Annotated in this window: 12 protein-coding genes; 2 read left to right on the top strand and 10 right to left on the bottom strand. The window is 43.2% G+C overall.

Going from position 1 to position 12,287, the window contains the following annotated elements; all coding sequences use genetic code 11:
* Positions 1 to 228 precede the first annotated feature (228 nt).
* The 3 genes from NSQ26_RS00300 to NSQ26_RS00290 are packed head-to-tail and all read right to left on the bottom strand — an operon-like array spanning position 229 to position 4,533.
* Entirely contained in the window at positions 229 to 2,424 is a 2,196-nt protein-coding gene (locus NSQ26_RS00300; RefSeq protein WP_499718727.1) for a DUF4129 domain-containing transglutaminase family protein, read from the bottom strand.
* The gene (locus tag NSQ26_RS00295) at positions 2,417 to 3,607 is read right to left on the bottom strand and encodes a DUF58 domain-containing protein (protein WP_499718726.1); all 1,191 of its coding nucleotides are present in this window, start codon (positions 3,605 to 3,607) and stop codon (positions 2,417 to 2,419) included. Before NSQ26_RS00295 ends, NSQ26_RS00300 begins: the two co-directional genes overlap by 8 nt.
* Positions 3,604 to 4,533: an AAA family ATPase gene (locus NSQ26_RS00290; RefSeq protein WP_499720088.1), complete on the bottom strand. Its 930-nt coding sequence runs from the start codon at positions 4,531 to 4,533 to the stop codon at positions 3,604 to 3,606. The genes NSQ26_RS00295 and NSQ26_RS00290 overlap by 4 nt, the downstream gene beginning before the upstream one ends.
* 161 nt (positions 4,534 to 4,694) lie before the next feature.
* Here NSQ26_RS00290 and NSQ26_RS00285 point away from each other — a divergent pair, with 161 nt between their 5' ends.
* Both NSQ26_RS00285 and NSQ26_RS00280 read left to right on the top strand, forming a co-directional pair.
* A complete protein-coding gene (locus tag NSQ26_RS00285) occupies positions 4,695 to 5,633 on the top strand; it encodes a metallophosphoesterase (RefSeq protein ID WP_499718725.1) in 939 nt (312 codons plus the stop codon).
* Positions 5,634 to 5,733: 100 nt separating this feature from the next.
* A complete protein-coding gene (locus tag NSQ26_RS00280; RefSeq protein ID WP_499718724.1) occupies positions 5,734 to 5,931 on the top strand; it encodes a YjcZ family sporulation protein in 198 nt (65 codons plus the stop codon).
* Positions 5,932 to 5,995: 64 nt separating this feature from the next.
* Here the strand turns inward: NSQ26_RS00280 and NSQ26_RS00275 are convergent, their stop codons facing one another.
* The 7 genes from NSQ26_RS00275 to ehuB form a co-directional block, all read right to left on the bottom strand.
* Positions 5,996 to 7,990, bottom strand: coding sequence for a penicillin-binding transpeptidase domain-containing protein (locus NSQ26_RS00275; protein WP_499718723.1), 1,995 nt, complete (start codon positions 7,988 to 7,990; stop codon positions 5,996 to 5,998).
* 192 nt (positions 7,991 to 8,182) lie between these two features.
* Positions 8,183 to 8,380, bottom strand: coding sequence for a hypothetical protein (locus NSQ26_RS00270; protein WP_090775317.1), 198 nt, complete (start codon positions 8,378 to 8,380; stop codon positions 8,183 to 8,185).
* A gap of 62 nt (positions 8,381 to 8,442) precedes the next feature.
* Positions 8,443 to 8,958 carry a phospholipase A2 family protein gene (locus NSQ26_RS00265; protein WP_499718722.1) on the bottom strand — a complete coding sequence of 172 codons (516 nt, stop codon included), beginning with the start codon at positions 8,956 to 8,958 and terminating at the stop codon, positions 8,443 to 8,445.
* Between the two features lie 174 nt (positions 8,959 to 9,132).
* Positions 9,133 to 9,906, bottom strand: a complete 774-nt coding sequence (ehuA, locus tag NSQ26_RS00260) for an ectoine/hydroxyectoine ABC transporter ATP-binding protein EhuA (protein WP_090775319.1) — start codon at positions 9,904 to 9,906, stop codon at positions 9,133 to 9,135.
* Positions 9,903 to 10,583, bottom strand: a complete 681-nt coding sequence (gene ehuD, locus NSQ26_RS00255; protein WP_090775320.1) for an ectoine/hydroxyectoine ABC transporter permease subunit EhuD — start codon at positions 10,581 to 10,583, stop codon at positions 9,903 to 9,905. Before ehuD ends, ehuA begins: the two co-directional genes overlap by 4 nt.
* A complete protein-coding gene (gene ehuC, locus NSQ26_RS00250) occupies positions 10,580 to 11,251 on the bottom strand; it encodes an ectoine/hydroxyectoine ABC transporter permease subunit EhuC (RefSeq protein WP_499718721.1) in 672 nt (223 codons plus the stop codon). Before ehuC ends, ehuD begins: the two co-directional genes overlap by 4 nt.
* Positions 11,252 to 11,315: 64 nt before the next feature.
* Complete coding sequence (gene ehuB, locus NSQ26_RS00245) at positions 11,316 to 12,170, bottom strand: ectoine/hydroxyectoine ABC transporter substrate-binding protein EhuB (protein WP_499718720.1); 855 nt, start codon at positions 12,168 to 12,170, stop codon at positions 11,316 to 11,318.
* Between the last annotated feature and the right edge of the window lie 117 nt (positions 12,171 to 12,287).

The following is a 12,287-nucleotide window of genomic DNA, read 5'->3' as shown; positions in this document are numbered from 1 at the left end:
TTATTTAAACAAAACGGCTACAAATCCCGATACGTTTCATACGCACCAGGTTGTAGCCGACCAAACCCTTTCAGGATACAAAAACCGTATCATTCCGGTAATTACTTCCGAAAAACTGTTTGTTCGATCCCTCATACCACCCTCTAGATCTACCTACATGATGACACTCATCTTCCGTCTCTATGCATGTTTCACAGCGTCTATTTTACCAAGTAGCGCGTTGCATGGTCAAGGTTTGATTTTTGCTAACATCATTTTCCAATGTTTTTCATAGATATGTGCTTGTAGGTTCGGCACACGTCCACCATATACATATTGTTCATACACAGCTGTCAACGACCGCATATGATCACCGCCGATCGCTTCATCAATTTTTGCCGCATACTCTGTCAATGTTTGTGGTTTTCCCCGTTCATACCCATGTACATGAAGCACCCAGAGTAAGTGCATATACGCCGCTTTAAAAGACGTTGGACTCATTTGCTGTTGAAATCGTCTTTGGGCAAAAAAACGGACAATTGTTTTATAAAAAGTGTTCACAACCAACACAACAATTGACATGAACACAACAAACAACGCTAACAACAACGTAAGATCAATAGATAATGACTTCTTACCTTCTTTCGTCACGGGATCTTTGCCTGCATCCTCCAGTTGTTCACTTGCTGCCTGTTCATCTTGTCCATCAGGTGTATCAGGTGTTTTTTCTGCGTCATCATCTGAGTCTGACTGCGCAATGTGCGAGAAACCGGCAAAACCCGGTGTCGGCTCAAAAGGAATCCAACCAACTTCTGGGAAATACACTTCTACCCACGTATGAGCGTGACGGTTTTTAATTAAGTAACCCTCGCGTCCCATCTGCAACATGTCTTCCTCTGGAAGCTGCGCCTTCTCTCCTCCAGCAAAACCCTTCACCCACCGCGTCGGTACATCGAGTGTACGTAACATCACCGCCATCGCTGTCGAAAATTGCTCGCAATATCCCCGCTGTGTATCAAATAAAAATTGATCTACATAATCTTTTCCTTCTTCAAGAATAGGGACATCGTCTGTCTCATAACGAAAATCGGGTCCTTTTAAATAACTTTCAATCGCTTTTGCTTGGGTGTAAGGATGCGTTTCCTCCCCAACAATTTCTTGTGCCTTTTCCTTAATGCGATCTGGTAGCTCCTCAGGTAATAGTGTAAATAGCCATATGTTTTCATCTTCAAAGTCATACTGAATGTCGTATTCTTTTAACGCTGCAAAATCATATGTCGCATCCCGATACACGACATCATACAACCCGGGTGGTGCTTCTCCGTTTTCTAATCTTACCTTGCTCGACAAAGGATCGATCCGAACGTTATAAACGTCTTCATCTTCTGTGTTACGCCAACCAACAACGCTTGACGATTGCAATTGTCCTGGATAAAAAATATGATCAAACGCGACATCCGGCCCTTGACCCAAAAACGTTGCAGTTTTTTCCTCCGAGAATGACACAATATCCGTACGCACATTTTGTTCTAAGAGAGGCAGTTCCACAAAGCGCCCTTGTTCCTGCTCTTCTTCTGACGCAATCATATCCCACCCTGTGCCTGTGTACATATTCTTCGTTTCACCTTTTAAGTATGCTTGCTCAGAGGAAGTCCATACCCGAAAAATGTGTGTCTCATCTTGCATCAACGGTCCACCTAAATGAAGATCGTCCTCACCGTAACCGGTGCGCCCCTCGCTTTTCATTCCCTCCCCAGACTGCCTGTTGTCTGTGCCAAAAGAAAAGACAGGCGCAGCCTTTGGTAATGTATATCCAGTAAGAAGTGCACCCATCATACAAAGGATCCCCAACGTCATGACACCAAACAAGCCTTTCCGCTCATTGACGTGCTTCATCTGTCTATACTGCTCCGTAAAACGAATGAACATAAATAAAAACGTACCTATGGCGAAAATACGCATGACCGCTACACCTGCATCATAAACCGTCGTGGCGTCAACAATGATGACAAACACAATCGTGATGACCACGAAAGATAAAATCCGGCGACCGTACACAATCCAATAAAAAAGCACGTGAGATACAAGTGAAAGCACAATGAGAAATAAAAAAGTTCTATAAAAATCCGTTACATTTGCTAAATTTCCAGACGATAATATAGACAATGGCTGATCAATCAATTCCTGTACCATGTAAGAAAACCAAGACTGGCCTGCATCAGTTGGAAACCCTAGAAACAGCGCACCCATGATGATTAGCACACGTAACATAAACCGTAGGAATGGCGCTATGTTCATAAAAGCAACGACAAAGAACAACACGAATGCCCATGCGAAAATCGTAATATTATCTGTATGCGTTAAGAAAGGGATTGGATAAATCCATTCTAAAACAAGGAATAATCCACCCGTATAAAGCAATGCATCACATAATCGTTCACGCACGACGAAACGCCTCCCCGTCTGTTTGCTCATATCGTTGTTGTGGCACATGAAGAAACATCGCTCCTGCCGCTTCTAGCGTCTCTTGCTCATGCATAGATATGCGCGAAGCAATGGTCACATAAACATGTTGTCCTCTATCCAAAAATGACCGCACCACTTGCTCAACAGCAGACGTATAAATCGGTATCACGAGAAACACAACCACTTTTTCCCGTGTTAATACGATATCTTGTGGTGAAATTACCTCGTTTTCCGTTGAAGACAGTAAGGACAACGTGCGTAACGCTGCTGACCACGACGACTTTGACACCGACAATGTTTGCCACCCTTGATCATAAAACAATAGAGATGATGTCACTTGTCCCGCGGTTAACGTCGCCACAATAGACGTCACACTCGACACCGCTTGCTCAAATCGAACAAAGGTCGCTTCATCCTTAGCACGACCGGCATACGGGAAGGCTATGACGATCGCTTGTTCATGTGCTTCTGTTTCAAACATTTTTGTGAACAATCCAGTGACACCAGCAGAACGCTTCCAGTCCACTCTAGCTAAACGATCCCCTGGTTCATATGCACGAATACCTGCAAATGCATAGTCTTCTTGTTGGTGCAACCATTTTCTCGTCGTTTGTTCCTTTACATCCGCATACGCCAAATCATCTAGCTGACAATATGCCGGATAGACGAGCATTTCTGTTGTCACTGGAATTGTTCGTTTAAGCGCTAGTAAACCGAACAAGTCGTGGACCGTCACATTTACACGAGGAAATATATGTTGGCCACGCACAGTCGCTTGAACTACATAAGAAAATGATACTTGCTTTCTCAACGAAGGAGACAACCATGCGCGTTGCGTCTTTGTCGCCTGCAATCGTTTTGGTACTTGATCGACAACCTCATAGCAAAAAGCAGGCAACCAACGTTGTTTTTTTATCATCACTTTCACATCGACGTGGGAGAAACATGGTACTTCCTGTGTCGATATTTGTCGCGCAACTTGAATGCCCCATAAAGATAAAAACGAAACGATACAAGAAAATAAGACAACACTGACGATTGCATAAAATAAAAACCAGCTTAAAAAACCACCTCGAAACAAGGCATACACAAAACTCGCCGCAAAAAGGAGACATGCAAATAACCACCGTCTCGTTTGCACAGACATTTTTGTTCGTTTCACAACGAAACCTTCTCTTTTATCATGACTGGCACTTCAATCTGCGCTAGTAACTGTTCAATGACCGTCTCTGGTCGCATCTCTCTATGGCGTCGCTCCTGCTTTAAACGTATGCGATGATTTAGTACATAAGGCGTCACTTCCTTCACATCATCTGGTTTTACGTACGTGCGTCCCATTGAGAATGCATACGCTTGTGACACACGCATGAGCGCAATCGCCGCTCGTGGACTAGCACCCAGCTCAATATGCGGGTCAAAACGTGTTGCTTGAATGATTTGAACCAAATAAGATTTTACTTCTTCTGCTAAATAAACATGTTTCACTGCTCGTTGCAAATGAACAATATCTTCTGGCGTCATCACACTTTCTAACGCTGCAATTGGATGCTCATGCATAACGCGGTCTAATAACGCTAACTCTTCTGTAAATGTTGGATACCCAACCGCTATTTTTAACAAAAATCTGTCCAACTGTGCCTCAGGAAGTGGAAACGTGCCTGCATACTCAATCGGATTTTGTGTCGCCATCACAAAAAAAGGCGCTTCAATCTGACGTGTAGTGCCATCAACAGTGACATATCCCTCTTCCAAAGCTTCTAACAACGCTGCCTGGGTTTTAGGAGATGTTCTATTGACTTCATCAGCTAACACAACATTGCCCATAATCGGTCCAGGGCGAAATTCAAATTGACCATGATGTTGGTTATAAAAGGAAAAACCCGTCACATCTGATGGTAATAAATCTGGTGTAAATTGAATCCGTTTAAACGAACCCCCGATTGTTCGAGCCACAGCTTTTACAAACATTGTCTTTCCAACACCTGGAACATCTTCTAGTAACACATGTCCACCGGCCAATAGTGCCACAAAAACAAGGCGGATCTCAGTTGTTTTCCCTATCATGACACGTTCTACATTTTCAATCATCTGCGCAACTTTTTCGCTACTCTGCACATGAATCCACCCTTTCTCGACGGCATTTACCAAAATCGTAGCATGAACGTCCTTTTTAGGCAAAGAAAAACACTTAAGTATCCTAACATGATTCGTCCACGTCTGGATACACTAAGATCGATAAGGAGGTACCCATGAAAAACACATACAAAAACGCAAAAAAACTTATTTTCCTACTCATTCTCACGTTCATATTTAATATAAGCACTGTTTCTGCACAACAAAACCACCCATTTACTTTTGTATGGATGACAGATACACAATACTATTCAGAAAAATACCCACACATATACGAGCGCATCACTGACTGGATCGCTCAAAAGGCACAATCAGACAACATTCGCTATGTATTTCATACGGGCGACATTGTCAATCATCATAACAAGGAAAAAGAATGGATCAATGCACATAAAGCCATGAAAACGTTAGATACTGCGCTTGTTCCCTACGGTGTGCTCGCCGGCAACCATGACGTCGCTCATGATGAATTAAATTATAAACATTTCAGTCACTACTTCGGTGAAAAACGCTTTAAAAACCTCTCGTATCACAAAGGAACATATGAAAATAATCGGGCACATTATGATGAGATTAAGGTTTCCTCCCATCAGTTCCTTATGTTACACATTGGGTATGGTTTAAACGATGACGTGCTCAGCTGGGCGAAAACTGTAATAGACGAGCATCCAAAACACACTGTCATCATTGCAACCCACCGTTATTTAAAATTGGACGGTAGCCGGTCTGGTGATGGAGAAAAGCTGTTCCAAACACTCATTCTTCCTTCTCCTAATGTCCAGCTTGTCTTAAGTGGACACTATTCAGGTACCGCCCAAAAGTTCGATCGCATTGACGATGACGGTGACGGCAAAACAGATCGCACAGTCGTGCAATTATTAACTGACTATCAACGCTTTAAAAAGGGTGGTAATGGCTTTATTCGCTTACTCTCTTTTAATCCAAATTTGCAAACAGTTACGGTTGATACGTTTTCACCTTATACAGATGAGCATACACTTGATCATAAAGACGTGAAACAACCGATGTCATTCCACTTCCGGCTCGCATTTTAACCCTCTTTCCTTGTATAGACATTTGCCCAAATTTTGCGCTTCCATCACCTTTTATAGGGCAAATCCATATGTTGTAGTAAACCGGAAAGGTGGTGCTTTTATGAGCTATTACGGCGGAGGTTACGGGCAAGGATGCTGCCCACCACCATGTGGATCGTATGGTGGTGTTGGCTGTGGCGGTGGATTTGGCTGGATCATTGGTATTATCGTCGTTGTATTTATCTTACTCTGTCTCTTTGGCGGCTTTGGTGGCTATGGTGGTTACGGTGGGCAAGGCGGCTATAAACCATCTTGTTGATCATCAACATATTAAAAAACCAACCGACAGTTCATACTGTTTAGGTTGGTTTTTTCGTACTATATTATTGTGCGTTTGTAAAAACTGCGTTCATTTTGTTAATTAAATCACCACCAGACGCGCCTTCTTGCATGAGTGCAACAACAAGTTGCCCCGGCTCTCGATCATAAGCCACAATCCAGCCGAGTAAATCTTCATCTTGCTCACCTTGATCTCCAGTCACTTGTGCCGTTCCCGTTTTTGCGGCAAGAGACTTTCCGTCCACTTGCATCCCATGCGCTGTCCCACGCTTGTCGGTAACAACCTCTACTAACGCTTGATCAATTTGTTGCGTAATTTCAGGCGTAAACACTTCTTTCCATACTTTAGACTTCTCTTCTTTCTGATCCAATACGGGTTGAATGACTTTTCCATCATTCACAAAAGCTGTATACAATGCTGTTAAATGAACGGGGTTCATTAACACTTGTCCTTGACCATAGCCTGTATCCGCTAACTGAATGTCGTTGTCAAAGCCATCTTCATTCGTAAAACTCGACGGCTTAAGACCATATGAATAAGGGAAGGGCTCACCAAAACCTAGCTCCTCAGCAAATGACATCATCTTCTCTCCCCCCAATTCAAGTGCATGCTGGGCAAAATAAATGTTGTCTGAGTAAACAAGCGCTCGATTTAAGTCAACTGGTTCCCCATAATCAGACACACGCTTCACTTTATGCGTACCCCAGTCTGATCCTTCAGGCTGCCACTCCCTACCAGACACAGTCATTGCCGCCTGTGGATCTAATGTCCCTTCTTTCAACCCTAACGCAGCAGTAAACGGCTTAAATGTCGAACCAGGAGAGTAACTCGCCGTAAATCGATTCAACATTGGACTGTTATTCTCTTCACTCGCGGCTTCTGCGTATGCTCCTGGCCAGCCAAGCGCCAACTTATTCGGATCGTACGTCGGGGCACTGACGAGCGCCAACGTTTCACCCGTCGTTGGATGTAACACAACACCGACACCGGCCTCCTCTTTCAACTGCTCATACACTGTTTGTTGTACTTTCGGATCAATCGTTAAGTGGATGTCCTCTCCGGGGGCCATCTCTTTCTCGCTAATCGTGTGTTTTTTCTCCCCTGTGGCATCTTTTGTATAAATCTCCACCCCATCTTCTCCGCGTAAACGCGACTCAAACACGGCCTCTAATCCTGTCTTACCAATTTTTGATTGCTGATGATATCCCTCTCCTGCACGGTCTTCTAAATCTTCGGCTGTGACTTGGGCAATGTATCCTGTTAAATGCGCTGCCGCTTCACCGAGGGGGTAGACGCGATCTGACTTCATTCCCCTCATTAATCCAGGTATCTCATTGGCCATCTTTAATGCATACTCTTCCTCTGACGCTGGTAATCTCATCAATGGTACATAGGAATCGGGCTTTACCCAACCTTGTTCAAGCTGAGACTGAATATACGCTACGTCCAACGGGAATGCCTCAGCCACACTTTCAACACTCCCTTCTTCTACATTGCCAGCTTTAAAACCAATCTCCACCACTTCCCCGTTCCCAGCCAACACTTCTCCATCTGCTGCGTACAACTCACCACGTGTCGCTTCAAATCGGTCAAAAGAAACTTCATCATCTCCCTCAAGCTCTGGGAATATGAGCTGTGGTTTCCATGCAATTTTCCATTCTTTTCCCTCATCACTTTCTTCCAATACAACTTCTAATGCCTCCGTAAACGAAACCGGTTCTGCAATCGTATCCATAGACACGTCTACCTTAATTTCATCTGTCTCTTCACCTGAAAACGATTCCGGAAATGTCGGCTTCACTTGTAATTCTGATATAAGTGCATAAATGTTTTCATGTCTTTTCACAAATGCTTCTTCACTAATGTTTGCTTGTGCTTCTTTTGTCAAACGCGCATACATTTTATCATATGCTTCTGCATGCCAGTCCTCTATGTATTTGGAGACTGCATCTTCCGGCGTTTCGGTTCCACACGCAGAGAGCCATAGTAAACCAGCTGTGAGCACACACGCTTTTAGCCATTTCTCGTTCCTCTTCACTTTTTCATCCCCTCTACTTATCATTCTTCTTGCTCGAAAGCAAGCGTTTTCTCTCATCACCATAGCACATTTTCCTACGCGATGAAAAGAAAAAACGTTTGACAAATGTCTATTTTTATCTTTTACTAATCGTATAAGAGCTCGTCTTTTTCAACAATCAAACATAGGAAGGAGGGCTCACATACCCCCTTCCTATTCCAGCACACCATTTATGACGTAACCAAGCAGCATGACAAGAAAGAAACTAAAAAACATCACCAAGTTTAATACAATTAAACTTTTCTTTTCCGCAAGAACCGCACAAAACATTCCTACAGGAGAGACAACAAGTGTGAGTAACCAATAAGGCGTCGATAATTGAAAAACGATATTCGGTAACCAAAGAAACATAGATATGATTGCACAAGTAAGTGCGACATTTTTTACCCCATCTGCTTCAAATCCTTTCTATATCAACGACATATCATGACTGTAAAGAAAAATTTTACCCCTAATGCCACAAGCTTCTCAAAAAACTTCATTTCGCTAAAATGACGGTCAATATGTGCAATCAGTGCCTCATCACATTCACAAGAAAAATATCCTTTCTCGGCATAACATCCATCGTGCTGCATACAACCTTGGTCTAGTAAATCTTGTGGAAACCCACCACCATGACCTGGTCCACACCAATTTCCCCAAATGGGTATAGATAGTTGGAGAGACATTTCACCTTGCCCATATGCATCATTTAAGCGATTCACTGTTTCCCCAATAAGCAATTGTTCTTCTGACATCCCATCTGCAATGGCCTTGTCTTTATCAAAGAAGACGCCATCATCTGTCACCGTCATATATGGCCACAACGCTTCCTCTACATCATCGTACATCAGTCTTTCCTGTGCACTTGCTTGGGAAAACGGTGCTAACACAACACTCGCCATGAAAAGCATTAAAAAGAACAGCTTCATGTATCGCTCGCGATTCAAATTGTCTCCCCCCTCTCATACATCTTATGAACCCACTCTCTCCAATATCATCTTAAAATCTTTTTAGGAAGGATTTTGTTTAAAAATTTAAACAACTGCGGTGATCAATAGTAAAACAGCGCTATCAGCATCATAAAAACGGTATGCCCTCACTAAGAGAACATACCGTAAGCTTTACGCATGAAACCGACTTAAAAAAGCTTGTAACCTTTCTGTCTTGGGTGCATGAATGACCTTTTCTGGCGGCCCTTGTTCTGCGATTTGACCGTTATCTAAAAAAAGCACTTGGTCTGCAACATCAGCGGCAAAATCCATTTCATGGGTGACTAACATCATTGTTGTGTTTCCTTCTGCTGCAATATCACGAATCACTTCGAGCACTTCACCAACAAGCTCCGGATCCAACGCAGCTGTCACCTCATCAAACAACAGCACTTGTGGTTGCATCACGAGTGACCGTGCAATTGCAACCCTTTGTTGTTGTCCACCAGAAAGCTGCGCGGGATACATATCTACTTTATCTGACAAACCCACTTTTTCAAGCATCTCCAATGCACGCGCTTCTGCTTCTTCTTTACGTATTCCCAGCACATGGATCGGAGCAGTCGTGCAATTTTTCATAATCGTCATATGTGGAAATAAATTGTATTGTTGAAACACCATTCCCACTTTTCCCCTCATCGCCCGCAAATGTTTTTCATTGGCAGAAACTAATTTACCATTGACCTCTTTATGCCATAGCATTTCACCGTCAATCTCAATGATGCCTTCTGTCGGTCGCTCCAATGTCATGAGCATGCGAATAATCGTTGTCTTTCCTGAACCTGACGGACCGATTAGTGCAACCTTCTCTCCTCTTTTTACCTCTAAATTTAAGTCATTTAATACCGTCACTTCACCAAACGTTTTTTTAACGTTTTCATAACGTACAAGTGTTTGTGTTTTCACATACTCACTTCCTTCCCATTACGACCATTTCCGTGCAACGAAGCAACTTTATGTTCTAAATACTGTATAAATAAAGCCGCCGGATAACTTAATATAAGGAATAAAAAGCCGACAATTGTAATTGGCTCAACATAACGAAATGTACTCGTCCCGATCGATTGCGCCACTTGCATCATCTCAACAACAAACAAGGCAGACAATAGCGGTGTTTCTTTAAAAAGAACAATTAAATAATTCCCAAGCATTGGCACTACAGGTGGGACCGCTTGTGGCAAAATGACTTTACGCCACGTTTGAGCCCGAGAAAAATTCAGCGCCTTACTTGCTTCCCATTGGCTTTTTGGTACCCCTTCGATACCCGCACGATAAATCTCAGACATATACGTGCTGTAATGAATCCCTAATACGACGATGCCTGTCTGTAACCCGTCTAACGGCGTTGCATAAAAAACAAAAAACAACTGTACGAGCGGGGGGGTCGCGCGAACAAATTCAACAAAACCGGCGGTAATAAGCGCCAACAGCTTGAATCGTGAACGACGCAACAACGCAAGAAGCAACCCAACGAGTAAAGCAATGACATACGCGGCTACCGCTACACCGACCGTGACGCCCATCGCCCGCGCAATTTCAGGAAAGATTTCAACTGCAAAATCCCAATCCCATGCTTGATTCATGATGTGCGCACCCCCTTACCTGCTCGTTTTTCAAACTTACGCGCCAAGAATATGAGCGGCAATGCAAGTACAAAATACATGAGCAATAAATAAAAGTAAATTTCTATTTGATTGGAAAGCGACGTATAACTTCCTCGTAATACATTCGCGCGAAATGTCATATCTGCTAATGAAATAAAATATACAAGTGACGTCCCTTTCAATAATTCTATGGCATTGTTTCCAAAACCAGGTAACATCAAACGAATTGCTTGAGGTAAAATAACAAACCTCATCCGCTGCCACTTTGACATATTTAATGAGATCGCCGCCTCCGTCTGACCATGCCCGACCGACTGTATCGCACTCCTTACAATTTCCGATGCGTATGCTCCGTAATTTAAACCGATTGCAAGTGCACCAGCCATGAATGTTGACATCGCAAAATTTGGCACAATGAGCGGCAATGCATAAGCAAAGAAAAACATTTGCACAAGCAACGAAGTACCGCGAAACAATTCTACAAATACAGTCGACACCCCCCTGATTGCAACATGGTGACTCGCTCGTCCCATACCTGCAATGAAAGCGATGCTATACGCAATGAGTACACTCACTAAAAAGACTTGTACCGTGACAATGAGACCAGTCATCATATACGGTAAAAACGTGCTGACATTCGTAAACATCTTTTTTACTCCTCTCCAAAAGTAAAGGAGGCATCAATTGGAATGCCTCCTTTCATCCACTCCATTACATATTGCAACGTTGCTCGGTTGTAATATCTGTCGGTGGCAAATTCGCTTCTGTGAAGCCAAACGCCTCAATAATTTCGAGCAATTCCCCTGATTCAATCAGCTTGGCCAGTGCTTCATTATACTCATCACGCAATTGCTCACCTTCCTCTGTTAGCGGAAACACAGCCGCACCATAAGCAACTTGTGGGACCCCTTCAATGATCGGTTGAGTGAAATCGTCCACAAATATGATTTTGTCTGTATGTGCATTTTGAACTGCGGCATTCACTGTTGCGTCTGTCGCAACCATCGCGTCAGCCTTCCCTGATTCTAGGGCAGCAATGTTTGCAGGGATATCATCTGCAATGACAAGCTGAGAATCGTCCACGCCTAGACTTTTTAGCATATCAATTTGATTTGCGCCCGCCATGACCGCAACTTTGACATCACGGTTTTTGGCAATATCTTCATAACTCCTTAAATTTAACGGATTACCTGCTGCGACAGCCATGCCCTCACCGTACTGAATTTCAATATCAGCAAAATTACCGTTTTCGCATCGCTCTTTTCGTATGTCCATTCCCGCAGTCACAACATCAAAATTCCCAGCATTAACGCCTTGAATTAATGAGCCAAAATCAGCCACTTCTCCTTGGATGTCTTCATAGCCCATTGACTGAAACACAGCACGAGCAATTTCTGGGTTTGCCCCTGTCACCTCATCCTTCTCCATATCCATGTAACCATATGGTGCTTCGTTCGCAACACCAACACGAATGAGTTTCGCATCGCCCCCTGTTTTCTCATCTCCACATGCTGCCAACATTGATATAGACAACAATAAAAAACCGAATATTCTAACCTTTTTCATTAAAAAGCCTCCTTTACCATCATCGATGCAGCATAAAGAACAGCATTCACCGCCTTTTACTCACCCTTGCTCTTTTTATCATAGCATAAATAAAATGCTGTTTAAAACGAACTTTCT

Source organism: Bacillus sp. FSL W7-1360 (genome assembly GCF_038592975.1).
GTDB classification, from domain to species: domain Bacteria; phylum Bacillota; class Bacilli; order Bacillales; family Bacillaceae_D; genus Shouchella; species Shouchella lonarensis.
Note: the sequence above shows the minus strand (reverse complement) of the source record. Positions and strands in the feature narration are given on the sequence as shown.

Excerpts from the sequence above, each read along its gene's own strand:
- NSQ26_RS00290 (WP_499720088.1), bottom strand. The coding sequence starts at position 4,533 with ATGATTGAAAATGTAGAACGTGTCATGATAGGGAAAACAACTGAGATC.
- NSQ26_RS00280 (WP_499718724.1), top strand. The coding sequence starts at position 5,734 with ATGAGCTATTACGGCGGAGGTTACGGGCAAGGATGCTGCCCACCACCA.
- NSQ26_RS00270 (WP_090775317.1), bottom strand. The coding sequence starts at position 8,380 with ATGTTTCTTTGGTTACCGAATATCGTTTTTCAATTATCGACGCCTTAT.
- NSQ26_RS00285 (WP_499718725.1), top strand. The coding sequence starts at position 4,695 with ATGAAAAACACATACAAAAACGCAAAAAAACTTATTTTCCTACTCATT.
- ehuD (WP_090775320.1), bottom strand. The coding sequence starts at position 10,583 with ATGAATCAAGCATGGGATTGGGATTTTGCAGTTGAAATCTTTCCTGAA.
- ehuC (WP_499718721.1), bottom strand. The coding sequence starts at position 11,251 with ATGTTTACGAATGTCAGCACGTTTTTACCGTATATGATGACTGGTCTC.
- ehuB (WP_499718720.1), bottom strand. The coding sequence starts at position 12,170 with ATGAAAAAGGTTAGAATATTCGGTTTTTTATTGTTGTCTATATCAATG.